This is a genomic window from Megasphaera coli, assembly GCF_900095855.1.
GTDB classification, from domain to species: domain Bacteria; phylum Bacillota; class Negativicutes; order Veillonellales; family Megasphaeraceae; genus Megasphaera; species Megasphaera massiliensis_A.
Genome location: NZ_FMIY01000002.1, coordinates 1,473,044 through 1,498,782 on the forward strand (window position 1 = coordinate 1,473,044; position 25,739 = coordinate 1,498,782).

Sequence of the window (25,739 nt, forward strand, 5' to 3'; positions counted from 1 at the left end):
AGCAGGCCTTTTCGTGTGGTTACCGTTTGTTGCTGTAGCGCCAAATCTTCATATTTTCCGCTTCCTTTATCAAGTCTTCGCGGAAGTCGGGATGGGCGAGGCCGATTAATTTTTCCGCCCGTTCCCAGGTAGAGGCGCCCATGAGGTTTTCAAGGCCGTATTCCGTTGCGACATAATGTACTTGAGAGCGCGGATCCGTTACAATCGTGCCGGGCGACAGGGTCGGCCGTACACGGGAATGTGTTTTGCCGTTTTTATCCGTAAAGGTCGAGCGGAAGGCGATGATACTCTTGCCGCCTCGAGAACGGTAAGCGCCGTCGGCGAAGTCGAGCTGTCCGCCGCTGCCGCTGATTTGCTTGGTGCCCGAGGATTCGGACGACACTTGCCCGAACAAATCGAGTTCGATACAGTTGTTTATGGAAATAAAGTTGTCGATTTGAGCGATCACGAAAGGGTCATTGACATACGATACGGGATAAGCCGCAAGGAAAGGATTGTCATCAAGCCAATCATAAAGTTCCTGCGAGCCGGCGGCAAAGGACCAGACGGCCTTGTCGCGGTCGAGGGATTTCAATTTATTCGTAAGACGGCCTTTTTTATACATTAAGTAAAAGGCATCGACGAGCATTTCCGTATGCATGCCCAAGTCCTTCAGATCCGAATCGGCGATCATGGAGCCGACAGCGTTGGGCAGGCCGCCAACACCGAGCTGCAGCGTAGCGCCGTCGGGGATTTCCTTTAAAATAAGTTTGGCAATAACTTTATCCGTATCATCTCCTTCGACAAAGGGGATGACGGGCATGGGAATATTGCCGGCTTCAACGATAAAATCGACGTCCCTGACATGAATCGCTTCGCCGCGGCCTCCGAGTACGCGCGGTGCCGCTTCATTTACTTCGACGATTACTCTTTTCGCTTTTTTTGTGATCTCTTCCGTTGCCGATACGGTCGGACCGAAAGAGAAGAAGCCGTGCTTGTCCATGGGACTGACCGTTATCATGGCGACGTCCACGTCAAGGATATCCCTGTACATGGACGGCTTGTTGCGGTAGCACATGGGAATAAAATTATTTAATCCTTCGGCACAGAGCTTGCGATCATAGCCGCTCATATGCCAGTTCATCATGGTAAAGGTCTTGCGTGTGCGGTCATTTTCAACAATTTGCCGCGGAGCCAACGAGAAAGCCGTACGGACCTTTATGTCCTCCAGTTCGTCACGGCGGGCGGCCAAAGCCTTATCCAAAACTATGGGTTGCGACGTGGCCATACCATAGTCGACCCAATCTCCGTTTTTAACGATTTTTACCGCTTCTTCGGGAGTGCGCAGTTTCTCTTTATAGAGTGCAGACCAATCCGACATTTTCTTCACCTTACCCTTCATTTATTATGCTGTTCGTGCAATTTGAGGTTGCGATTATCTAAAGCAATTATACAAAATTTAACGTATTGTAACAAGTGGGAAGGAAAATGTCGGTTGTCAATCTTTAGCAGCAGTCTTGGCGGCAATAATTTGTTCCGTTATTTTCTGGGGTGCTTCTTCGTAATCGAAAAATTCCATGTTGAATGTTCCCTTGCCTTGTGTCATGGAGCGGAGGGACGTCACATAACCCGTCATTTCGGCAAGCGGTACCTGTGCCTTGACGACAATAATACCGCTGCGGTTGCGGTGGTGTTCCATGCCGAGGATGCGGCCGCGGCGGCCGCTGAAATCGCCCATGATATCGCCCATAAATTCTTCGGGAATGACGACATCTACATTGTAAATCGGTTCCAGAATAACCGGCTTTGCATCGGGGACGCCTTTCTTTAGTGCTAAGGCGGCAGCCGTCTTGAAGGCCATTTCCGACGAGTCTACAGGGTGATAGGAGCCGTCTTTTAAGGTGACCTTGACGTTTATCATGGGATAGCCGGCGAGGAGGCCGCCTTCGAGTGTTTCGCGTACCCCTTTTTCAACGGCCGGAATATATTGACGCGGGACGGCGCCGCCGAAGATGGCGTCGACGAATTCAAAGGGTTCACCGTTTGTGGCGGGCCCGATTTCCAGGAAGACATGGCCGAATTGACCGTGGCCGCCGCTTTGCTTTTTGTGCTTTCCTTCAGCCGTGACGGCAGCACGAATCGTTTCGCGGTAAGGAATGTATAAGTCTTCCTGCACCGCTTTGACGCCGTATTTTCGTTCCATTTTGGAAAGAATGTGATCCAAGTGGACGTCGCCCATGCAGCGCAAGATGATTTGATGGCCTTCCGCATTCTTTTCAATTTGGCAGGTCGGATCTTCCTCGCTGATTTTTACGAGAGCGCCGGTCAACTTTTCTTCTTCCCCCTTTTTTGCAGGTACGAGGGCAACCGTGTGAAGGGGGTGAGGAAAACGAATACTTTCGTAGGCCACGGCAAAATCGGCGGCCGCAAAGGTGTCTCCCGTCTTTGCATTGGCCAGCTTCGGCAGGACAATGATATCGCCTGCACCGGCCTTGTCGACGGGAATCTGCTCCTTGCCGACAAGGGTGAAAATCTTGCCGATTTTTTCTTCTTTATTCTGCGTTACATTCAGGACTTTATCGCCCTCTTTGAGCTCACCCGAAAAGACGCGTACGTAGCTGAGTTTACCGGAGAAAGGATCGATAAGTGTTTTGAAGACAAAGCCCGTAAAAGGCTTGTGCGGGTATACCATGACCGGTTCGCCCGTCTTTTTATCCGTACCCATCATTACTTTTTGTGATGCGTCGGGCATGTAGCGGATGAGGCGATTCAAGAGTTCCGCCGTGCCGATGTGCTTCATTGCGCTGCCGCACATAACAGGGCAAACACGGCCGGTAAGCATGCCTTGGCGCAGACCGAAACGAAGTTCGTCGAGCGTGAGCTCATCGCCGTTCAAGTATTTTTCCAGGAGAGTATCGTCCCCTTCGGCAGCCGCTTCCATGCACATTTCGCGGACTTCACGCGCCTTGGCCATATACTGAGGGGGTACTTTTATTTCATTTATTTTATTGCCGTCCCATTCCCAGGCAACCATTTTGCAGACGTCGATAATACCGCGGAAGTCGGCTCCTTCGCCGATGGGAATCTGCAGGGGCATAATGGATTTTCCGAAAACGGAGCGCATCTTTTCAAGGGTACCGAAGAAGTCCGCATGTTCCACGTCCATCTTGTTGATGTAGATCATGCGCGGCAGCTGTAACTCCACTCCGTAATCCCAAGCCCGTTCCGTATCCATTTCAATACCCGTTTCAGCGGAGACGACGAGGAGAATCCCGTCGCAGGCGCGAAGAGCCGCCCGAACTTCACCGCAAAATTCGGAGTATCCCGGCGTGTCGAGAAAATTCAACTTATGGCCGTCCCATTCGCACGGAGCGATGCCGAGTTGAATCGTTACATTCCGTTTGATTTCTTCCGGCTCGAAGTCCATGATATGCTTATTGTCTTTGCCTACGCCTACTGCGGGAACGGCACCGCAGGCCAACAGCAAGGATTCGACGACGGCCGTTTTGCCGGCGCCGTCGTGAGAAAGTACGGCTATATTACGAATCTTATCGCTTGCATATTCTTTCATAGATCAATCGCCTCCTGAAAATCATAATTACTTATATGATTCGCTGTAAAAAGGAAAATCCCTTTCCTGCATATATAAAATAATTCTCCCTGTGTATACTATTTTTGAACAAATATTTTTGCATTAGTGTATAATAGGCATAGAAAAAAATATTGGTTCATTCGTATGTTTAGGGAGGAACGATGAAAGCATTCGATAAAGAAAATAACGCTTGGGCCCGCTTCGGTGAAGCGCAGCGCGGTAAAATGGAAGAATACTGCAGGAACTATCGCCTCTTTTTAGATACGGCCCGCACGGAACGACTGGCTGTAAAAGAGATTTTAGGACAAGCCGAAAGCGCCGGCTTTCGGCCTCTTGAAGCGTATACATCTCTGCAGGCGGGCGATAAGGTATATTGGAATCAAAAGGATAAGTCCGTCGTTCTGGCCGTTATGGGCGAAGAACCGCTGGAACGGGGCGCTAAAATCGTGGGCTCTCATATTGACTGCCCGCATTTGGATTTAAAAGCCGTGCCGGTTTTGGAAAAAAATAAAATTGTCTATTTCAAAACCCATTATTACGGCGGCATTTTAAAATATCAATGGGTCTGCCGTCCTCTCAGTCTTATAGGAATTGTATATACGACGGACGGACGCAAGGTGGAAATTTCCGTCGGTGACGGCCCGGACGATCCTGTATTCTATATTAATGACCTGCTGCCCCATTTGGGCAAAGACCAGGCTGCTAAAAAATTGAGCGAAGCCATTGAAGGTGAAATGCTCATGCCCGTCATCGGCATACACGGTGAGGGAGAAAAGACGAAGCCCGCCGTTTTGCAGCTTTTGAAGGAAAAGTACGGTATTGAGGAAGAGGATTTTGCCAGTGCGGAGCTGGAAATTATTCCGACACAGAAAAGCCGCGACGTCGGTTTTGACCGTTCCATGATTATGGCGCACGGCCACGACGATCGTGTCTGCTCTTATGCCAATCTGGCCGGCATTCTCGACGCTGAAGCGGGAACAAAGACGCAGATAGCGCTCTTTGCGGATAAGGAAGAAATCGGCTCTGTCGGCAATACGGGCGTTCAGTCGTCATACTTCCTCGATTTTATGGCTGAACTCCTGGCTTTGCAGGGAAAGCGGGAAGAGCTGTATTTACGGCGTATGTTGCGGCATAGTCAGGTTTTATCGGCCGACGTGTGCGCCGCCTTCGATCCGGTATTTCCCGGTGCTTATGAAGAAAGTAATGCCGCTCAACTCGGCTACGGTATTTGCCTTTGCAAGTATACCGGTGCCAGAGGCAAAGCCGGCAGCAACGATGCGAATGCGGAATTTTTGGCGAAAGTACGGCATGTCTTTAACGAAAATGATGTGCCCTGGCAGACGGGTGAACTGGGCAAGGTTGACCAGGGAGGCGGAGGCACAATTGCTTATATTATGGCTGATTGGGGGTGCGATGTCGTCGATTGCGGCGTAGCCATGCTCAGTATGCATGCGCCCTTAGAGCTTGTTGCCAAGGCCGATGTATATTCGGCATATTTGGCATATAAGGCTTTTTTTGAAAGCAATTAGGGTAAAATGTAAAAAGGCTTTGACGGAATCCGCTTCGTCAAAGCCTTTTACTGTTATTGCTCAGCGTTTATTGCTCTTGCGCCAAATACGTTGTTTTTCGGCAGCTTTAATCAAGTCGTCGCGGAATTCCGGATGGGCGAGAGAAATGATTTTTTCCGCCCGCTGCCAGGTAGTGAGGCCTGAGAGATTGGCAATGCCGTACTCCGTGACGATGTAAGGCGCCTGTGTGCGCGGCGTCGTAATGATATCTCCTTGTGTAAAATACGGGAAAATGTTGGAATGGCGCACGCCCTGTTTATCAACATACATGGAGGGCATGGCGAGGAAGGCCCTGCCGTGCTCGGCCATATAAGCGCCCGTGACGAAGTCGAGTTGGCCGCCCGTGCCGCTGATGTGACGCGTGCCGACGGACTCGGAAGAAATTTGTCCGTACAAGTCGATGGACAGGCAGCCGTTAATGGAAATGAAATCATCGAGCTGTGCCATGACATACGGGTTGTTTACGTAGGACATGGGGGCCGAGAGGATGTCGGCGTTGCCGTCCAGAAACTCGTATAACTCGGCCGAGCCCATGCAAATGGAGAAAACGCCCTTGCCGCGGTGGAGCGTTTTCTTTTTATTCGTAATCTTGCCAGCTTTATAAAGAGCAAGGTAGCCGTCGCTCATAAGCTCCGTGTGCATGCCAAGGTCCTTTAAGTCGGAAGATGCGATAAGGGAACCCAAGGCATTGGGTGTACCGCCGATGCCCAGCTGTAAAGTCATGCCGTCATGAAGATAAGGGAAAATATGCTCGGCAATTTTCTTGTCAATCTCACCGGCAGGCCGGTTTGGAATAACCGGTAAGGGAGAGTTCCCTTCGACAATGTAGTCTACGTCGCCGATATGGATGTGGTCGTCCGCCGTGCCGGCAATGACGGGCATTTCACTGTTGACCTCCACAATGACCGTGTCGGCGGCGTTGAGCATTTCCTGCTGGCAACAGTTGGTCAGGCCGTAGCTGAAGTTGCCGTTTTTGTCCATAGGCGCGACGGTTATCATGGCTACGTTTACGGGCGCCTGCTTTTGGTTGTAATAAGAACCGCAGTTGCGGAAGAGCATCGGCTCGTAATAGGCACGGCCTTTATCAAGATAACTTCTATCCAGACCGGAGCAGTGCCAAAGATTGTACGTGAAGGCTTTTTGCTCCGGATCGTGCTCAACAATTTGCACTTTTTTGACGGAAAGCGCGTGGCGCACGTTGACGTTCCGCAATTCATCTTTCCGTTGTGCCAAGGCCGTGTCCAAGGCTTCAGGGAAGGAGCAGCATTGGCTGTAATCAACCCAGTCTCCCGATTTTACAACTTTTACGGCTTCTTCGGGCGCAACGAATTTCTTCGTATATTCGGCGTAAATATCCATGAGAATCCCTTTCTTGCAATAGCAGTTTATTTTTCTAAAGAGGCTGTTTGTATTGCTCTATTAACTTAGCGAATGCCGGCAGGGAGCGTTTAATCATTTCCGGATTTACGCAGTACGAAACGCGAACATAGCCGGGGCAGCCGAAGCTGTCGGCCGGAACGATGAGGAGATTAAGAGCCTTCGCCTTGTTGGAAAAGGCGGCCGCATCCGGTTCGGGTGATTTTACGAAGAGATAAAAAGCACCGCTCGGATATACACAGTTATAGCCGAGCTCTTTCAATCCGGTATAAATAAGTTTTCTGTTTTCGTCGTATACGGAAATGTCGGAAGTCTTGCCCAGGCATTTCAGCACGACATCCTGAAAGAGATGGGGTGCACAGACAAAGCCCATAATGCGGCCGGCACCGCAGACTGCCGTGTACACTTCCTTGCTGTCCGCCGCAGTCGGGGGAACGAGGATATAGCCGATGCGTTCACCGGGAAGAGAGAGGGACTTGCTGTACGAATAGCAGATAATCGTATTTTCATAGTATTTTGGTACATAGAGGATGGGCAGGCCGTCGTAAATGATTTCCCGATAAGGCTCGTCGGCAATGAGATAAATAGCATGACCGACAGCCGCCGATTTTTCTTTAAGCAGAGTGCTTAGTTTTTTGTATGTTTCTTCCGAATAGACGACACCCGACGGATTGTTGGGTGAATTGATGATGACGGCGCGCGTGTGCGGCGTTATGGCCTTTTCCAAATCGGCAAAGGGAATTTGAAAGTGCTCCAAATCGGGCGGAACGACGACTTTATCAGCGCCTGCATTTTCGATAAATGCCGTGTATTCCGGGAAATACGGTGCAATGACGATGATTTCGTCGTCAGCCGACTCGACGAGGGCTTTTAAAGTAATCGTCAAGGAAGCTGCGGCGCCGCAGGTCATGTAGAAGTTTTCCGGATTTACATCGGCATCATAGGCGGCATTCATGTAGTCGGCCAATCCTTGGCGAACGGCCGTGTCGCCGGCAGCCGCCGTATAACCGTGCACGGCTACGGCTTCACGCGTGTTTATGATTTCTTCAATCGCTTCTTTGATACATGCCGGCGCAGGCACGGTCGGATTGCCGATGCTGAAATCAAATACGTTTTCGGCGCCGATTTTAGCGGCCTGTTCCTGACCGTACGTGAACAGGTCACGAATAACGGATGCCTTGGCACCCCAGGCATACATTTCTTTTGAAGCCAAAATAATCACTCCTTTATAAGATACGCCGACCGCCTTGTTTTATGTAGCGGTCATACCTGCCTCGAAGGCTTTTAAGTTGATGTCTATGAATTTGGGCTTAACCGTTTTGCTGATAATACTTTTCCAATCGAAATCCGTCAAGCCGAGGGCTTTGACGAGAGCTCCGAAGAGAACGACGTTGGCGCTTTTGGGGTTGCCCATATCCGTCGCGATTTGTGTGGCGTTAAGGGGCAGGACAGTCGCCTTTTTTTGCAGTTCCTCCATAATGCCTTGAGGATATTTCTTTTTTCCCGACAGGATTGGCATTGACGGCAGCTGCAGCGTGTTGACGACGATTTTTCCGCCGGGCTTTAAATATTTCAGGTAACGGGCGGCTTCCATTTCTTCAAAAGAGACAAGGAGATCTGCCTGGCCGTTGCCGATGATGGGTGAATATACCTTAGGGCCGAAGCGGACTTGTGTGCTGACACTGCCGCCGCGTTGACTCATGCCGTGCACTTCCGACATTTTTACATCATAGCCGCTTTCAATTAAACCGATAGTGAGGATTTTACTTGCCAGTATGGTGCCCTGTCCGCCGACGCCGACGAACAATACGCTTTTTACGCTATCCATATTAATGAGCCTCCTTCCGGGAAATTGCCTTTACCGGGCATACTTGCGCGCAAACGCCGCAACCGACGCAGTCGACGGAAATCATGGACTTTCTCTTTTCGTCGGCGAAACGAAGGGCCGGGCAGCCTGTGGAGAGACATTTTTTACAACCGATGCACTTGTCCTCCGCCACTTCGAAGGCCGTTACGTTAATATCAAACTGCTCGCGGTCTTCCTTTGAGAATTTCTTCAGGACACACGGCCACTTGGTGATGATCACGGACGGTCCGTCCGTAATGGCGTAGGCCCAGTCGAGGGTTTCTTTCATGGCCTTTAAATCCAGGGGATTGACGGTGCGCACATTGGTCAGACCTAAGGCGCGAACGACCGTTTCAATGTCGATCAGAGTTGCCGTATCGCCTTTTATATTGTAGCCCGTGCCGGGATTCTCCTGATGCCCCGTCATGCCGGTAATGCGGTTATCCAGAATGACATTGATCGTCGTCGAACCGTTATAGGCCACTTCCGTCAGGGAGTTGATGCCCGTGTGGAAGAATGTCGAATCGCCCATGACGCTGACGACGCGCTTGTTTTGTCCGCTCTTTTCAAAGGCGTGGAACATGCCGTGGCCGACGGCAAAAGCACTGCCCATACATACGGCAAGGTCGATGGCATTGAGCGGTTCGGCGCCGCCTAAGGCATAACAGCCGATATCGCCGATCATGACCGTATCCTTGCGTTTGCCCAATTCGTAGAAGAAGCCGCGATGAGGACAGCCGGCACAGAAGGTTGGCGGTCTGGGAACGAGGAGTTCGGCCGGTACATCGCTGTATTCAAACTCTTTGCCGAGAATGGCCTCTGCGATGATATTCGGATTGAGTTCATCGATTTTCGGAATGACATCCTTGCCGTGACAGTCGATGCCGGCGGAGCGGATAAGTTCTTCCATAAAGGGATCCAGCTCTTCGATGACGTACATTTCATTGACGGCATCGCGAAATTCTCTGATTTTTTTTAAAGGCATGGGGTAAGTCAGGCCTACTTTAAAATAAGAGGCATTGTCGCCGAAGACTTCCTTTGCGTAGGTGTATGCGGCGCCGGCAGCGACAATGCCGATTTTCGTGTCGTGCATTTCGCTGTAATTCCAAGGACAGTCATTTGTATAGGACTTCAGTTTCTCTTCCCGTTCTTCTACGACGTAACGGCGAACTTTGGAGACTGCCGGAATGGCGTCGTTCCGCTCGGGATGCTTTTCGTAGAGAACGGGCGGCTCTTCATGCCGCACGCCCTCCTGCACGAGGCTTTTGGAATGACAGACCCGCGTGGTCATGCGAATCATGACGGGCACTTCAAATTCCCGGCTCAACCGATAGGCCTCTTTTGTCATATCGAGGCATTCTTGAGAGTCCGACGGCTCGACCATGGCGATTTTCATGAATTTTGCATAGTTGCGGTTATCCTGCTCATTTTGGGACGAGTGCATGCCCGGATCGTCTGCGGAGACAAAGGCGAAGCCGCCGTTTACGGCGAGATAGGCGAAGGTGAACAGCGGGTCCGCCGCCACATTGACACCGACCATTTTCATAGCCGCAAAAGAGCGGACACCTGCCATGGATGCCCCGACAGCCGCTTCCATGGCGACCTTTTCATTAGGGGCCCATTCGGTATAGATTTCATCGTATTGCGAAGCATTTTCCAGTATTTCCGTACTGGGCGTACCGGGATAAGCGGAAGCGAAGGAGACGCCCGCCTCGTATAGGCCTCTGGCTACGGCTTCGTCACCGGTCATTAATTTTTTCATAATAAACCTCCTTTATACGGTGTAGATAAGTAAAGCTCTGTTGATAAAACATACTGCTCTTATTGACATACAATGAAATTAGTATGCCAATTTTTTGATTAAGGCCGGTCATGGCTTTAAGGCATATGAAGGATGAGGAAAAACGATTGCCGTGTAAAAAAATTGGACATGAATTTACAATTTGCTAAAATAGAAGTAACTTGGGAGGTGAGGCGAATGGAACGAATAGCGTTTCTTCTTGCCGATGAGTTGTTAAAGCGGGAAGTGGAACAGATTTTATGGATTTACAGGCCGGAGCGGAAAATTGAAACGGAAATAGAAATTATCGACATTGAACACGTCGTGCGGCAAGCGAGGAGCTTAATAAAAAAGGGAGCCCAGGTTATTATTACGAACAGCGGCTCCTATCAGATACTGAGTCAAGCCGTTACGGAAGTGCCCGTTCTTTGCCTTTACAGCTCGACGAGTGATACGATTTACACACTCAATCAGGTAGAAAACTATAAGCTTATTCACTTATTATTGAACAAGAATTTTCTTTTTAATGTAGACGCCTGTTCGGAGCGATTGAAAAAGAAGCTGAAAATACACAGCGCTTATGAGTTGGATACGACCTATCAGGAACTGCGAACCATGGTTAACCGCATCCCCGTCACTCCGGACACGGTAATCGTGGGCTGCACTTTGTTGCCGCAAATTGCCAATACGACCTTGCCCATCATGCCCATTCGGCCGAGTGAATCCGCTATTTTATCGGTATATCAATATGCGTGTGAGCTCATTAATTTTCGGCGCCAAGGGCAAAATTGGGGCGCCATGATCAGCGCCGTGCTGGAGAATTTTAATGACGGTATTATTATTTGTGATGCTGCGGGAGAGATTTACCACATTAACAAGCGGGCACAGCGGTTTTTGCGTATTGACGGTCGCGTGCGCCGTCTCGGTGATATTTTTGCGGACTTCTCGAAAGACGGTATCGCCATGTTCGGTGAAAAGGAAAAGCTGATTACTGTCGGGCCGTATACACTGATCCTTACGACGACGACATTTCGCGTAAATCAGGATATGCACTATGCCGTGAATATTCGTGACGTAACGGAGTTGCAGCATTTGGAGAAAAGTATTCGTTACAAAATGGCGAAAACGGGACTTCGGGCACAGCATCATTTTTCGGATATTAAGACGACGGCGCCGGGAATGAAAAAGCTGATTAAGACGGCTGAGCGGATGGCGACCTTTGATGCGCCCGTTCTGATTCAGGGGCAGAGCGGCACGGGAAAGGAGCTTTTTGCACAAAGTATCCACAACCACAGTTCGCGCCGTAACGGTCCCTTTGTGGCCGTCAACTGTGCAGCCTTGCCGGCGGACTTATTGGAAAGTGAGCTTTTCGGTTATGTGGGCGGCGCTTTTACAGGCGCTCGGAAAGAAGGAAAGGCCGGCCTTTTTGAGCTGGCTCATAAGGGTACTATTTTTCTCGATGAAATAAACAGCATGTCGCCCAATATACAGTCAAAACTGCTGCGCGTCCTGGAGACGCAGGAGGTTATGCGTATCGGCTCGGACTATGTTATCCCCTTGGATATTCGCATTATTTCAGCGGGCAATACGGAACTCATAAAAGAAGTGGGAACTCAAACATTTCGAAACGACCTCTTTTTCCGCCTCAATACGTTAATTTTGAATTTGCCGCCCTTAGATGAGCGAAAAGAAGATATTGCCTATCTTTTTGCGGAATTCATGACAGAACTGGACGGTCGGGCATGGACTGCAAATGATATTCCCGTAAAGCTGCGCACGGCTTTGGAGGAGCACAATTGGTGGGGGAATATTAGAGAACTGCGCAGTGTGGCCGTGCGCTATCATATTTTCGGCCGGGCGACGCAGGGAGATTATGCTTTTCTCTTTGACACCATACGGGAAACACCGAAGAGAAAAGGCAGGGATTTGCCGGATATGGACATGAAGAAGTTGCAGCAGTCCTTCCAGCAAACCGTAATTCACGATTTGCTGAATCAGGGATATACGCAAAGCCAGATCGCTAAAATTTTGCATCTCAGTCGGCAGACCGTTTTCAGCCGTCTGAAAGAAGAAGTACGGGATAAAACGGACTAGCTTCGGAGCTTTTCCGGCCGGCCGGATTCCTGTTGCCCGGAAAAATCGGGTATATAAAAATTGAGGCTGCCTGAGAGGCAGCCCCGGAGAATTACAGGATTATGTTTTGTTGTTTTCCCCGGAGGAAGGCGTGGATATTATCGAAAACGATAGCTGCCCGCTTGCGCATGGATTCTTCCGTAGCGAAGGCGGCGTGGGGAGTTACAATTGTATTTTTTGCGTGAAGGAGCGGATGGTCCGTAGGGATTGGCGGCTCCGTTTCAAAGACGTCAATGCCGGCGCCGGCAATTTTTCCTTCGTTCAGGGCCTTTGCCAGAGCCGTGGAATCGACAACCGGTCCGCGTGCTTCGTTAATGAGATACGCCGTCGGTTTCATATAAGACAGGCTTTCGGCATTAATGATATGGCGTGATTCTTCCGTTACGGGACAATGGAGGGAGACTATGTCCGCCCGGGAAAGGAGTTCTTTTAAGGGCAAGTACGTAATCAGGTCGGTGTCGGCTTTTTCCGAAAAGCCGTTGTATGCCGTTACGGTTGCGCCGAAGGCATGTACCAGCTGTGCTACCTTGGAGCCGATGGCACCGGTTCCGAAAAGAGCGACGGTCTTGCCTTCCAGCTCGGTACCGATAAGGCCCGCCTTGGTCTTGCCGGCACGGCAGGCGGCATCCGCCTGGGGGATATGGCGGAGGAGATCCAGCATCATGGCGACGGTTAATTCGGCGACGGCGACGGTAGAATAGCCGGACGCGTTGCTTACTTTTATGCCCCTTGCCTTGGCGGCCGCAAGATCTACATGGTCTACGCCTGTAAAGGCTATATTAATGTATTTAAGCTTTGTGCACGCGTTGATCACTTCCGCCTTTAAGGGCATATTGGCGATGCAGAGAATATCTGCATCCTTGGCTTCCTTAATTTGTTCGTCCGTATCGTCGGTCCGTTCGCAGGCCGCAAATTCATGACCGTATTTTTCCAAGGATGCCGCATAGGTTCGGAGCTCTTCGGCCGGTATTCCCAGCGATTCGAGTAAAACGACTTTCATGGTACTGTACCTCCTATGGTGAATGTAGTTCTATGACATATATTATAGATTTTTTAAAGATAAATTCAATCGGTCGAGCAACTCCTCTACAGACTCGGCACCGACTTTTGACGCTGCCGCCTGAACGATGAAGGCGCAGGCACGGGCATCGTCGAGGGCTTGATGATGGTGAAAGGGATAGTCAAGATAAGCAGCGACCGTGTCAAGCTTATGATTCTTCAGCTCCGGCCATACTTTGCGGGAAATTTCGACAGAACAGGTGTATGTTGCATGCGGCGCCTGTAATCGGTATGTTTTGATCAGACTGCGCAGGACGCGCGTATCGAAGACGGCGTAATGGGCGATTAGAACCGCTCCGTCGAGGCGTTTTTTTATGGACGGCCAGAGACTTGCAAAATCAGGCTTCTCCCGTACCATTTGCGGTGTAATGCCGTGGATGCGGACATTTTCCTCGTCAAAGGTTAAAAAGGGCGGTCTGATTAGAGCGTAACCCTCGTGAATCGTTCGGTTGCCTTCAACGGATACGGCCGCCAGAGAGCAGGCGCTGTTGGCATATTTGTTTGCCGTTTCAAAATCAAAGGCTGTAAATTTCAGCATGGCTTACTCCTCAAATACAATGATAAATGACGAATCGGCTTTTCTGGCCCAATCACATGCGTCGGGGACGGGCGTTCATGCCTGATTGGCATCAGCGGCAAGGAACTGTGAAAATATATGTGTCTATTGTTTATGAGAAATGGTCTGCCTGTCCGAGAGGGCCGGCTCGCCCTGCCAGAAGGAGAGTATATGCACGGCTCTGTCAATGCCGTGATCGCTGCACACGGTCATGACACCGGCCGCACCGGGAAGATTGCGTACGGATGCCAACGCCGCTGCGACGGCGCTGCTGTTGACAGAACCGGCCGTTTTTATGGCGGCGGCGATGAGGACGCCCGCATCGTAACCGAGAGCTGCGTATTTATCGGGCAGAAGTCCGTATTTCTCGTAATATCGTTCGGCAAAAGTTTCACCTGCCGTGTAGAGCGGGTCGTTGGCGTATTGGTCCGAATAGAAGAGATTGGTCAGGCAGGCCGGCGGCAAGAGCGCCGTAAGATCGTCCGTCGTCCAAAGGGAAGACCCTAAAACGGGGAGATCATGATGTCCCCTGCGCAAGTTTGTAATATAGGCGGCCGCCGTTTTTCCCGGTACGGGTAAGTAAATGACATCAGGCTTTTCGTTCTCCAGGAGGGTAAAAACGTCTTCACATGATACCGCCTTTATATCCGTAACGCTGCCGGGTGCGGATTCGTTATAGGCGAGGGCCGCTGCGGCAGAGGCCTCGTTGCGGCTGTCATAGATAATGAGCGGATGTTTTTTGTGCAGCTTTGCTTGAGCGTATGCGGCCATGGCCCGGCCTTCCTGTACCGGCGTAAGGGCAAGCTGGAATACGTGCGGGTACGGGCGCGGCGACTCTGCGCCGCGCCAAGAGGCCGGCGTAACGGCAGGGCTGATGAGCGCCAGTTTTTCAGCCTCCGCTACGGGAACGGCAGAATCGGCAAGGGCTTTTTCATTCGGTCCGATAACGGCCGATACGTGGCGCAGGGATAAGACTTCCATTGCCGTCTCTGCCATGGCGGCGGAGTTCTTATTGTCGATGGTAATCAGTTTGACCGGTTTGCCGAGGAGTCCGCCCGACTCGTTTATCATGTCGGCGGCCAGTTCAATGCCCTGCTCCGTGTGAACGGCCGCCGTCGCGTCGGTAAAGTTCAGGTTTATGCCGATGCGGACCGTCGCATGGGTTTGCTCATAGTGGAAATAGGTGCTTGCGGCAAGCAGGGCGAGAAATGAAAATAAAAGAAGAACCGTTCTTTTAGTACAGTTCATAAAAACTCCTTACGGACTTGAGCAAAAAGGAATAAATAATCAAATGGACACGGCGCTGTAAGGAGATTTATAAATTCTGGCTCCTCCTTCTGTCGTGTGAAGTTGTAAATTCGGCGTGTCCGGATTGGTGTAGCGCCGTTCTTTAGGAATACGTTTATAGGGTATCTTTTCCAAGAGGCGCGCTAAAGCGGGGCGAAGGACGTCGTCCGGATCGTGGAGCACAATGGCTTCGTCGCGTCCCCTTCCGGAGACTTCATAAGATTCCATCTCTTTCGTATTGTGATTGTATATATAGATGCTGAAGCGGTAGCTGTATTCCGTGTACAGTTCATCGTTAAAGCGGAAAAAAGTGTGATATGTCCGCCAATACCAGTGGTTTACGAAGGGGACAATAACGAGGTCACCGTCATAGCGGGTTGCCAACGCTTCCAAACCGTCGAGGGTAATATCCTTCGAAGACAGTACTTCGGCGGCGTCAATACGATTCCAATAAGGGATGCGAAAGGGCTCACGGATGCCGCGCCGCAAGTAACGGGCAGCATAATTATCCTGTGTCGTCGTCACGATAACGACGTTGAGGCTGTCGTCAAAGGTAACTGCGTCGGCAGCGAAGGCGGAAAATATCAGGCATTGTATCATGACTATGGAGAGCAGCAGCTTTTTCATTGACTTACCTTCTTCCGTTAACAATGTATTAGAAGTTTCCCGTATTATTACGTAAGGGCAGTGCGTTGTCCAAACGCGGAATGGCCGATCTTAATTGAGCCAGAAGGGCTTCTTTGTCTTTGGGTAAGGTGCCGGCAAGGGCGAGCAGGTTAGACACGTGATTACTGCGGAAAATACAGGGCGCGCTTACATGGATGTGTTCCAGCATCAGCTGCAATTCCGCCAAGAAACCGCGTGCCGTCAAAGGCAGAAACTCTCTCTTATTTACGGCGGCTGCCAGCGGTGCGTCATCGGGAATCATAAGTGTCAGGGCGCTGAGCATGGTCGGGTTGACGGCGGAAATGACTTCCGCCGTTTCCAAGGCATGAACGTGCGAATACGTTTGGCCGCCCAGGCCGAGGAGTACCATGACGGACAACTTCATGTCCGCTGTCAATATGTTGTGACAGGCCCGTATAGTTTCTTCTTTTGTTACTCCCTTGTTGATATACGAAAGGACCGCATTGCTGCCGCTTTCAATGCCGACATAGACAATTTTCAGGCCGCCCTTTTTTAAGGCGGTCAATTCTTCCGCCGTTTTTCGGTTGATGTCGGCAGTTGTCGCATATGTACCGACGCGCGTCAAGTTCGGAAAGGCGGTGTAACATTCCTTAAGAATGCGCAAAAGGAACGGCGTCGGCAGGACGAGAGCATCACCGTCGGCTAAGAAAACGCGGCGTATATAAGGCATAGCGGCTTTTGCACGGTGAATGATTCCCTTTATTTCATCCCAGCTGCGAATGCGAAACTTTGAATCTTTGTACATCGTGCAAAAGAGGCATGAATTATGAGAGCAGCCGATGGTCACGCGCAAAATGAAGCTGCGGGCCTCGCTGGGCGGCCGGAAGACCATGCCGCCGGCATCGTCGATTATCATGGCATCACCTGTCAATACGTTTAATTAAGTATAGTATAGACAAATTATACCATTACGACATAAAAAAGACAGACTTATCAAATCCTATGTATTGCTCGGAGCGGTGAGAGCTTTCATCCAGGCGGAAAAATTTTCTTTGAATGTATTGCCGCCGCCGTTGGCGGGATGGCGCATGGCCGTAGCATTCAGGCCTGCCGCTTGCAGCGTTTCTGCCGACTTGCGGCCGACTGCGGCAATATGAACATTCTTTTTACAGAGAGTCAGCAGATCTTTTGTATAGGCCAGTCCGACAACGAGTTCCTTTTCCGTCGGCGTTCGGTTGGAAAAGGGTGAAGTCTTTTTGTACGGATGGAAGGGAAAAATATTCCAGAGCAAAAAGCGATGTGTATCTAAACCGGTTGCTATAAGGGCGTTCCAAACATATGTGTCCGTCGGTTCGTTCATGCCTTTGTGCCGTTGGGCGTCTGATGTCATGTAAGGGCCGTTCGGACGGCTTGTACGTATGCCGGCACGGTCCAGGACGGCCGAGGCGGCGACGGTTTTATGAAAGCCCAGGAGCATTCGTTCACATGTAAGGGCAATACCTGTAAAACGGCAGCCCTGGTAGCCTGCAGCTTCGGCAATGATGAGAAAGTCCGCCTCTTCCAACCGTGACGATAAGTAGCTTGTCAGTTGGTCGCGTCTGATTTGCGGCGCTTGCGGACTTATGTCGCAGACCGGGTCATAATTCCGCCACGGATTAAAGACGTTTGTTCCCGTATAGTCGGCAAGGGAGCGGATAAAAGCGGCCGGTGTCATATGGTGTCCTTTCGCGGTACATATATGGAGAAGGTACCGTATATGTTTTGCAAAGTCATGTTTTCGTAAAACTCGCTGTTCTTAAAATCGTCAAGTCGGCTTTTCGGCACGATGAGCAGGAGTTTTTCCCGTGCTTTTACGAGTTCGGAGAAGGTTTGCTCATTTTCTTCTTTGAAAAGGTGTTTTTGCGTCCATACGGGGTCGCGTTTTAAACGCTTGCTTTCGTCATATCCTGACGGTGTAACGAGAAGCGCGGGTATGCCTGTATAGTAAACGAAGGACGTGCGAAATTCTTCAAAGAAATAGACTTTATACATCCCGAAGGAGGCGGCGTTTGCGGCCAGGGGAACGGTGGAGCGGTAGGAATAAAACGGGATGAGCACTTGCCACGTGAGAAGAACATACATCGTCGCCGTAGCGAAGCAGACGAGAACGGGCAGGACGATATAAGCTTTCATGCGTTGGGCGAAGAGCGTGAGTACTATGGCACAGGGCAGGAAGATAAAAAGGGGCCACAGGCTGTTCAGCCGTACATAGTCGACATGAATGAAGAGAGCTGCAAGCCAGAAAAGAAGCCAGTAGAAGATTGCCGGGCCGGTCAGGATAAAATGGATTTTCCGCGTATTCGCTTCACGGAGGCAACGGACCCCCAACATGGCGAAGTAGAAAAAGGGAATATGGGAGATATACGTATATGTCGGATATTTTGTTGCCATGACGGTATAGAAGAGAAGCGGTACAAACGCCCATACTGCAAGAAAGAGAGGAAATCCGTTTTTGCGAAAAAAGCGGCGCATGCCGTAAAAGGCGGCGCCCGTCCACGGCAGGAGAGCGACGGGAAGAAGCAGGAAATAGTAGTAAATAACATTTTCCTGCGGGTGTTCCGAGACGAGGGCACGTGTCATTGTATTGAAACCGAGAAGGCCGTCAATAAAAGCCGTCCCATAGAGGCGATACATGTAAACGTACCAGGGCAGGGCAAGAAGGAAAAAGAGAAGTATGCCTTCCGGCCGAAAGAGGCGGCGTAAATATACACTTTTTTGCTCACAAACGATATAAAGAAGAATGATAAGGCCCGGTAAGATGATGCCGACAGGTCCTTTAGTCAGTACGGCACAAGCGGCGGCGCCATAAGCTATACATGTGTGGAGACGACTGTTCTCGTTCATGCCGATGTAAATGCTGAAAAGAGAAATCTCCGTAAAAAGAAGAAGATACTGATCGGTCAATACGGAGTGCGTAACGGCCCAAAAGAGAAGCGATGTCGCCGCTATTGCCGCAATGAGGCAGGATAAGGCAATGCCGTTTTGCCGCCGCCGCGTATAATAGGCGAGAACCGTGACAGAGAGGGCGCCGCACAAGGCAAAGGGCAAGCGCGTTGCGAAATCGGAGAAACCGAAGAGGGTATAAGCGATATAGAGAACCCAGTAGGTGAATATAGGTTTGTCAAACCAGACAGTATCATAAATTCGCGGCGACAGAGGAGCGCCGGAAAGGACCATTTCTTTTGCCGTCAGGGCGTAGTTCGACTCGACCGGATCCGTTACGGCCAAATAACTGTTGCCGACGGTTAAAAAGATAAATGTCGTTATAAATAGCGGCAGCAGAAAGCGATACTGTTTCATAAATCCTCCGGATGATTGACGAGAATTATGTGCCCCGCTTCAGTTGTAACGGAATAATAGTTCTGCAGGGCGGGCTGCGTTTTCAGCAGTTTCCTGTACGTCGATTGAAGCATGACGATATACGTTTTCTGCGGCATGGTGCGCAGACCGGTAAAGTCCGGTGTTTGCGGCATTTCCCAACTGTCGCCGACAGTATTGCCGTAAAACGCCATGGCCGGGCAGAGGAATTTTTCAATATAAACAGGATTCTCCTGCGTATGGAGCTGCGCATAAACAAGAGCAATGTCTTTTCCCGAAATATATTTTTCCAGTTGAGGCAGGACCTGTGTAAAGGCGACCGTCATGAGGGCAAACATGGAAACAACAGCCCCTATGAGGGCGGCGCGCCAGTATTTAAGCTGCATGCAGACGGCAGGAATAATAAGCGCCGCCGAAAGGAGGAGCGAACCCCATAAAATAGGCGCTTTGTAAAAAAGGGCCGTATCATGTAAGGGAATGGCATTACAGGCGAGAAGGATGACGGAACCGGCGTAAGACGAGGCTATCCACAGGCGCGGCAGGCTGCCGAGGCGTTTAAGGGCGTATGTGTACCAGCCGAGAATAACCGCCAGCGGCGGAAATAGAGGTGCAATATAGGTAACGAGCTGTGTTTTTGAAGCGGAAAAAAAGGCAAATATAAAAAGAGCCCAAATGAGACAGAAAAGAAGTCCGTCCTTATAGGGGCTGTTATTTCGCAAAATACGGTACATAGCTTGGAAGAGCGCGCCTGTCCAAGGCATCATGGAGCCGAGGACAACGGGTATAAAAAAGAAAAAACTGTTTTTGCCGGGATGCTCCGGTGCGGCAAAACGGATAATATTGTGATAGCCGATGAACGTATCGAGAAAATCAGAGCCGTGAACGGCATACATGGCGACGTACCAAGGCAGCCCGACGAGGAAGGCCAGAAGAATGCCCCTCGGAATTTTCATCTCTTTCAGCAGGCGGAGCTGCTTCGTCAGGATAATATAAAGCAGCATGATAAGTGCCGGAAAGGCGTAACCGACGGGGCCCTTTGCCAAGAGAGACAAGCCGCAGCCCAGATAGGCCGTATAATATTGCTTGCGATAAAATGCAAACATCGTCAAGGTCAGCGTAAAGAGGAGGGTCATATCCGTAATGGCGGCCTTACCGATGTACATAAAACCGAGAGACGTTATTAAGACGACAGCGGCGCGAAAGGCGATATGCTTATTGAAAATAGCGCGGCACTGTATGTAAACCGTGCCGACAGTCGCCAAGCCCATAACGGCGCTGGGCAGGCGTGATGAGTATTCGCTAATGCCGAAAAGAGAATAAGAAATCATTTCGAGCCAGTAAAATAAAGGCGGCTTATCATACCAAAACCGCCCGTAAATGCGGGGAGAAAGCCAGTCCGAAGCTAGGAGCATTTCTCGGGCAGTTTGGCCGTATACGGGTTCGTCCGGGTCAATGAGAGGGAACATGCCGAGAAAGGGCAATAAAAAAATTGCCCCTAAAAAGATGACGGCCAAGCCGTAACGGTTTTTATGAATGAAGTTGAAGAGCGGGTTCATTTGTTTTTTCTCCGCATATAGCGCCTTGTAAAGAAGAAAGCCGCCATGAGCGCACAAATCAGAACGAGCGCAATGGTAAAGATATGATTGTACTGGATGAGATCATGCCAGCGGCTGCCTAAAACGGAACCGGCCCAGACGAGGAGAAAGGTCCACGGAATGGTGCCGATAATCGTTAAAATGAGAAACTTTACAAAGGGATAGCGGGCGACACCGGCAGGAAAAGAAATGAATGTGCGTACGCCGGGAAGACAACGGCAAATGAGGACGGCCAGGCCGCCGTACTTGGTGAATAAGCGCTCCGCCAGAGCAAATTTTTTTTCATTGAAAAAAATGTATTTTCCGTATTTCAATAAAAGCGGTCTGCCGCCGTAAGAACCGAGCCAATAACTGATGACGGAACCGAAAACGCCGGCAATACAGGCGATAATGAAGGTCGGCCAAAATGAAAATATTTGTTGGGAGATTAAAAAGCCGGCGAAGCCCAAGATGATTTCGCTGGGAATAGGAATATTGGCATTTTCTGCTGCCATAGCCAAGAACATGGCGGCATACCCGTAGGTTTCCATTAACTGTAATAGCGTGTCCAAAATGTCAACTCTCTTCCTGCAGGGTGATAGTGTTTAAGGAATTAAAATTGCTTTTATCATATCATATGACCGGAAGCCTTGCCAAACCGGCCGGCTATTGACGCTTAAAGGATGGCAGGCGCAAGAGAATATGAGTGTTTAAGAAATAAGCATATATACCGCCCGGGATAAGCAGAACGGCAATGGCGACAAGAGTTGGAACCTGCAGGTATTTGAGAAAATAGGCGCCGTTGAAAAAGAGGAAGGAACAGGTAAAATAGGCGCCGTAGGCATGGTCTGATGCCGTTCGCCAAACTTTTGCCGCCTTGCTCCGATAGGCGGCGAAAAAAGATAAGACTGCAAACACGCCGCTTGTCGTTATAAGGAAGGAAAAGTTCCACATAAAATAATGGATATCCGTGAAGAGAAATAAGAGGGAGACAATTACAAAAAAATATAGCCAGCGACGGGAGGGGATATAGCCGTCATGAACGAACCATTTACGTTTGAATGCATAGATGCCGATGAAGAAATAGAGAGTCCAGCCGCTTATAAGGAACAAATCAAAAGGATAGATGAATTTGCCGAATATGTAAATAATATAAAAAAGCAGAAATGATACGACGCCGTGAAGCATCGTTATAAGAACAAAGAATAATATTGTCGGAGAAGACTTATTTTGACGAAAAAACTTCGGCCGGAGTTTTTTTATGAGGAGGGAAAATACGGACAGGGTCAAGGCTGCAGTTATAAAAATGTAGGTGCCCTCCGTGTAATACTTATAAAAAAGAGCTGACGTGAAAAACGAGATGACCGACGCCGTGCCGCCGTTGCTTAGGTAGTTGAGATAGGACATTTCCGGTGCCGCTATTAAGCCGCCGATGAGACAGGGACCGGCAAGACGGATGAATTTATGACGCAAAAAGTATGCATCGCTGCGAATGCGCAAGGTGGCTGCAGTGCAGTAGCCGCAAATAAAGAACACCACTTCCGGTGTAAATGAATAGAGCCAGTTGCTGAGGCGGTTCAGCCCGTCCGATAAGAAAAGCCCGCCCGAATGAGCCAGCGGCGGAACCATGACGGTGCCGGGGAATGCGTAAAGGGTACAAAGTGAGGCCAAAAGTGCCGCATAGACGGAGAAGGTGCGGGCATTGTCGAGAAAGGGAATACGTTTATTCACGGTACCAGTCCTTTCATATAAAAAAACTTCCGTTTACACGGCTATTATAGCACGGGTAAACGGAAGAAAAAGGGCTTGGATTATATTGTTTTTTCCTGTTTTACATAAGAGGGCAAGTAGTAAACTAAGAGTGCCAATGCTTCGCAGGCGTACTTCAGTAAACTGCTGTCCCAGAGGAATCCGGAATAATGACTGGGCAAGGGAATGTTCTCCGCTATGCCGGCAAAGCAGGAGAGCGTAGGCAGAAACTCGGCAAAACGGGAAAAATCATCGGCACGAAAATCGGGAACCAGCGGAACCGGCGTGATTCGATCTCCGCCGTAGGCGCGGAGAATTTCTTCGCCTGCCGCGCACAAGGCTTCGTTGTTTCTGCCGACAGGCGATACAAAGCAGTGCTGCCACCGGCAATCTTCATCGCACAGATCCCTGAGTCGGGCTAGAATGCGTTGCCGCAGGTCATCGTCATAGGTACGGACGGTCCCTTTTATTTCCGCTGTTTCGGGAATCGTTGTGGACAAGTTGCCGCATTGGAATTGTCCGAAGGAGACGAGAGCGACAGGTCGCTCTTTATTTACTTGCTCCATGTAGGCGTTGACGGTATTCAGGAAAATTACCCCTTTTTGCAAAACGCTGTCCGTTGCCGACACTTGTGTGCAATGGCCGCCCTTGCCGACAAAGGTAATTGTAAAATCATCACGGGAAGCAAGGCAGACGTCCGAACCAAAGCCGATTCTCCCTTTGCCGAGTGTACTGTCCAGTTTTAAGTTTACGGCGTAGTCGCAGCGCGGCTGCGCTAAAATACCGTTGTCAATCAGCTTGGTTACACTGCCGTATTTTTCCGATTCCGGTTCAAAAACGAGGCGAATTGTCCCGCGAAGACAATCCTTGTGACGCAGCAGCAGCTTTGCCAAACCGAGCAGTGTCGCCGTGTCGCCGTCATGACCGGAAGCGTGCATGATTCCGGGAAAGAGGGACGCATAAGGGCAAGCGTCTGCTTCGTTGACGGGTAGGGCATCTATTTTTGCCGGAAGCAGCACCGTCGGACCGGGTAAATTCCCGCGGATGATGCCGGTGACACCGGTACCGGCAATTATTTTTATATCCGTAACGCCCATAAGGGACAGTTCACGGAAAATTGTTCTGCACGTATCAAATTCATTGCCGCTTAGTTCAGGCCGCGCATGGAAGTATTCCCGCATTTCCATCATATAAGGGAGTACCTTGCGAACGGCTTCGCGAATAGTGAAGTCAGGCATAAAAGTTGTCATGTATACCACCTCGTCAGGAGGCTCTTCGCAGGGAAGCCTCTGTCAGTGTATATACAATTCTTGATTGTATATACAAAATCCTGCTGCAGCAAAAAAAGATATAAGGACGGTTTACGCATATGGTATACTGGGGACAGTGAGTGCATAAATATATTTTCAATTTTTTGCACGCCCGCGAGTGCTCGGATAATAGATGTAACGGCAAATTATGGTATGAGGAGACGGATTATGCATATTTCAGGGCAATTACTTCCGACAGTGAGACAACTTAACGGCTGGCCGCGGTTTCGCCTGCGCCTTTTTGCGGAAGGCGCCTGCGTCGGCATATTGTCCGGCTCGGCAGCGGGATTTTTCCGCTGGGCTTTGGAAAAAGGTACTGTAGGACGTGAATATGTATATAGCTTGCTGACACAGGCGAACCTTTTGTGGAATTGTCTCTGGTTTTTAGTGCTAGCCCTTGCCGGCTATATTCTTTATAAGTGCGTGTCCTACGAACCCGACGCGGCAGGCAGCGGTATTCCCCAGGTAAAGGGCGCCATATCCTGTTCTCTCCATATGCGCTGGTTTCGTGTTTTCTGGGTGAAGCTTTTCAGCGGTATCCTGGGCATCGGCCTGGGCCTTTCACTCGGGCGGGAAGGTCCGTCCATTCAGCTCGGAGCCGTCACGGCACAGGGATTCAGTGAAGCGCTGAAGCGGACGCGCATGGAAGAGCGGTATCTGATTACGGCCGGCGCCAGCGCCGGGTTGGCTATGGCTTTTAACGCGCCCCTGGCAGGCGTCCTCTTCGCATTGGAAGAACTGCACCGTAATTTCTCCGGTGTCGTTTTGGCGCCGGCCATGGCGGCAGCTCTGATTGCCACCGTCATTTGCCGGCTTATGTTCGGCGCTCAGTCGGTATTTCAATTCGGCGTATTGTCTGCTTTTCCCGTGACCTATACATGGCTTGCCGTACTGCTGGGAGTCGTTCTCGGATTTTGCGGGCTTATTTTTAATAAAGGGCTTCTGTTGTCAAGCCGCTTTTATAGACTGCCTATTTTTACAAAATCCTGGATGCCCGTCGTATTTGCTCTTTTTACGGCAGGTATTTTAGGATATGTGTTTCCGCAGATTCTCGGCGGCGGCAATGAGTTGATTAACTCTCTGCATACGCTGCCGTTGTCACTTAAACTGTTTGCCGCCTTGCTGGTCGGCAAATTCGTCTTTACTCTTGTCAGTTATGGTTGCGGTGTACCCGGCGGTTTCTTCCTGCCCATACTGGTCATCGGCGCTTTATTGGGAAGTGTTATCGGCATTTGTCTTATTGACGCGGGACTGGTAGAAGAACAGTACTTATCCGATATTGTAGTCATTGCCATGGCCGCTTTTTTTACGGCTGCCGTTCATTCACCCATTACGGGAACCGTCCTGATTATGGAAATGACCGGATCTTACGAGCATCTTCTCGTCTTGTGCACGGCGGCGCTCATCGCCTTGGTAACGGCAAAACTTTGCGGCGGCAGACCTGTATATGACATGTTGCTGGAACGATTGCTGCAGAAGGGCCGGGACGGAGCGGCAGATAAAAAGCGCAATATTATTGAACTTACCGTCGGCAGCGGCTGCTTATTGGACGGCAAATCGACGCGGGAAATCCCCTGGCCCGAACACGTAGCTTTGATTGACGTCAAACGGGGTGATGGGGAAATCATTCCCGATACGAATACAGTGCTGGCCGCGGGAGATTATATTTATATATTGACCGATGATGCGGCTGCGGCGGAGGCCGTGAGACATATGACAGAAAAAGAAAATGTATAATAATAGCAATGCATACAAAGAAAATAAAAAGATAGCCGCGGAAATTGCGTAATATAGAGACAAGGTATATAAAAATGAGAATAAACAAACGCATAAAACAAGAAAAAACGATGCATAAACCTGTAAAATTTTGACTTGCTATGATTTTTTTGCTATACTGACCATGAGCAGAGCTTCACAATCATAATGTGAGGTGGTTTTTTGAAGA

Annotated in this window: 20 protein-coding genes; 3 read left to right on the top strand and 17 right to left on the bottom strand. The window is 50.1% G+C overall.

Features of this window, described 5'->3' with window-relative positions:
* Nucleotides 1-19: 19 nt before the first annotated feature.
* Nucleotides 20-1,360 (bottom strand): acetyl-CoA hydrolase/transferase family protein, encoded by a 1,341-nt coding sequence (locus tag BQ2674_RS07690; protein WP_075573199.1) that lies wholly within the window; start codon nucleotides 1,358-1,360, stop codon nucleotides 20-22.
* A gap of 117 nt (nucleotides 1,361-1,477) precedes the next feature.
* Nucleotides 1,478-3,550, bottom strand: coding sequence for an elongation factor G (gene fusA / locus BQ2674_RS07695; RefSeq protein WP_075573200.1), 2,073 nt, complete (start codon nucleotides 3,548-3,550; stop codon nucleotides 1,478-1,480).
* Between the two features lie 182 nt (nucleotides 3,551-3,732).
* Here fusA and BQ2674_RS07700 point away from each other — a divergent pair, with 182 nt between their 5' ends.
* A complete protein-coding gene (locus BQ2674_RS07700) occupies nucleotides 3,733-5,100 on the top strand; it encodes an aminopeptidase (protein ID WP_075573201.1) in 1,368 nt (455 codons plus the stop codon).
* 60 nt (nucleotides 5,101-5,160) lie between these two features.
* Here the strand turns inward: BQ2674_RS07700 and BQ2674_RS07705 are convergent, their stop codons facing one another.
* The 4 genes from BQ2674_RS07705 to iorA are packed head-to-tail and all read right to left on the bottom strand — an operon-like array spanning nucleotide 5,161 to nucleotide 10,124.
* Nucleotides 5,161-6,498, bottom strand: coding sequence for an acetyl-CoA hydrolase/transferase family protein (locus BQ2674_RS07705; RefSeq protein WP_075573202.1), 1,338 nt, complete (start codon nucleotides 6,496-6,498; stop codon nucleotides 5,161-5,163).
* A 34-nt stretch (nucleotides 6,499-6,532) separates the two neighbouring features.
* Complete coding sequence (locus BQ2674_RS07710; protein WP_075573203.1) at nucleotides 6,533-7,729, bottom strand: pyridoxal phosphate-dependent aminotransferase; 1,197 nt, start codon at nucleotides 7,727-7,729, stop codon at nucleotides 6,533-6,535.
* Nucleotides 7,730-7,768: 39 nt separating this feature from the next.
* The gene (locus BQ2674_RS07715) at nucleotides 7,769-8,344 is read right to left on the bottom strand and encodes an indolepyruvate oxidoreductase subunit beta (protein ID WP_075573204.1); all 576 of its coding nucleotides are present in this window, start codon (nucleotides 8,342-8,344) and stop codon (nucleotides 7,769-7,771) included.
* A 1-nt stretch (nucleotide 8,345) separates the two neighbouring features.
* Nucleotides 8,346-10,124: an indolepyruvate ferredoxin oxidoreductase subunit alpha gene (gene iorA / locus BQ2674_RS07720; protein WP_075573205.1), complete on the bottom strand. Its 1,779-nt coding sequence runs from the start codon at nucleotides 10,122-10,124 to the stop codon at nucleotides 8,346-8,348.
* A 216-nt stretch (nucleotides 10,125-10,340) separates the two neighbouring features.
* On the opposite strand from iorA, the gene BQ2674_RS07725 reads away from it, so the two are divergent.
* Nucleotides 10,341-12,236, top strand: a complete 1,896-nt coding sequence (locus BQ2674_RS07725; protein WP_075573206.1) for a sigma-54 interaction domain-containing protein — start codon at nucleotides 10,341-10,343, stop codon at nucleotides 12,234-12,236.
* Nucleotides 12,237-12,327: 91 nt separating this feature from the next.
* Here the strand turns inward: BQ2674_RS07725 and BQ2674_RS07730 are convergent, their stop codons facing one another.
* The 11 genes from BQ2674_RS07730 to BQ2674_RS07780 form a co-directional block, all read right to left on the bottom strand.
* Nucleotides 12,328-13,275, bottom strand: coding sequence for a 2-hydroxyacid dehydrogenase (locus tag BQ2674_RS07730; RefSeq protein ID WP_075573207.1), 948 nt, complete (start codon nucleotides 13,273-13,275; stop codon nucleotides 12,328-12,330).
* 42 nt (nucleotides 13,276-13,317) lie between these two features.
* Nucleotides 13,318-13,872, bottom strand: coding sequence for a 3'-5' exonuclease (locus BQ2674_RS07735; protein ID WP_075573208.1), 555 nt, complete (start codon nucleotides 13,870-13,872; stop codon nucleotides 13,318-13,320).
* Between the two features lie 123 nt (nucleotides 13,873-13,995).
* The gene (locus tag BQ2674_RS07740) at nucleotides 13,996-15,138 is read right to left on the bottom strand and encodes an ABC transporter substrate-binding protein (protein ID WP_075573209.1); all 1,143 of its coding nucleotides are present in this window, start codon (nucleotides 15,136-15,138) and stop codon (nucleotides 13,996-13,998) included.
* Between the two features lie 39 nt (nucleotides 15,139-15,177).
* Nucleotides 15,178-15,804: a hypothetical protein gene (locus BQ2674_RS07745; protein WP_075573210.1), complete on the bottom strand. Its 627-nt coding sequence runs from the start codon at nucleotides 15,802-15,804 to the stop codon at nucleotides 15,178-15,180.
* A gap of 28 nt (nucleotides 15,805-15,832) precedes the next feature.
* On the bottom strand, nucleotides 15,833-16,720 hold the full coding sequence (locus BQ2674_RS07750; RefSeq protein ID WP_075573211.1) for a radical SAM protein: 888 nt from the start codon (nucleotides 16,718-16,720) through the stop codon (nucleotides 15,833-15,835).
* Between the two features lie 84 nt (nucleotides 16,721-16,804).
* Entirely contained in the window at nucleotides 16,805-17,518 is a 714-nt protein-coding gene (locus BQ2674_RS07755) for a uracil-DNA glycosylase (RefSeq protein ID WP_075573212.1), read from the bottom strand.
* Nucleotides 17,515-19,143 (bottom strand): ArnT family glycosyltransferase, encoded by a 1,629-nt coding sequence (locus tag BQ2674_RS07760; protein ID WP_075573213.1) that lies wholly within the window; start codon nucleotides 19,141-19,143, stop codon nucleotides 17,515-17,517. The genes BQ2674_RS07755 and BQ2674_RS07760 overlap by 4 nt, the downstream gene beginning before the upstream one ends.
* Entirely contained in the window at nucleotides 19,140-20,717 is a 1,578-nt protein-coding gene (locus BQ2674_RS07765) for an ArnT family glycosyltransferase (protein ID WP_075573214.1), read from the bottom strand. The genes BQ2674_RS07760 and BQ2674_RS07765 overlap by 4 nt, the downstream gene beginning before the upstream one ends.
* Complete coding sequence (locus tag BQ2674_RS07770) at nucleotides 20,714-21,307, bottom strand: DedA family protein (protein WP_075573215.1); 594 nt, start codon at nucleotides 21,305-21,307, stop codon at nucleotides 20,714-20,716. Before BQ2674_RS07770 ends, BQ2674_RS07765 begins: the two co-directional genes overlap by 4 nt.
* Nucleotides 21,308-21,401: 94 nt before the next feature.
* A complete protein-coding gene (locus tag BQ2674_RS07775) occupies nucleotides 21,402-22,466 on the bottom strand; it encodes an acyltransferase family protein (protein WP_075573216.1) in 1,065 nt (354 codons plus the stop codon).
* 80 nt (nucleotides 22,467-22,546) lie between these two features.
* A complete protein-coding gene (locus BQ2674_RS07780; RefSeq protein ID WP_075573217.1) occupies nucleotides 22,547-23,734 on the bottom strand; it encodes an amidohydrolase in 1,188 nt (395 codons plus the stop codon).
* Between the two features lie 228 nt (nucleotides 23,735-23,962).
* On the opposite strand from BQ2674_RS07780, the gene BQ2674_RS07785 reads away from it, so the two are divergent.
* Complete coding sequence (locus BQ2674_RS07785) at nucleotides 23,963-25,531, top strand: ClC family H(+)/Cl(-) exchange transporter (RefSeq protein ID WP_075573218.1); 1,569 nt, start codon at nucleotides 23,963-23,965, stop codon at nucleotides 25,529-25,531.
* The last annotated feature ends 208 nt before the right edge of the window (nucleotides 25,532-25,739 follow it).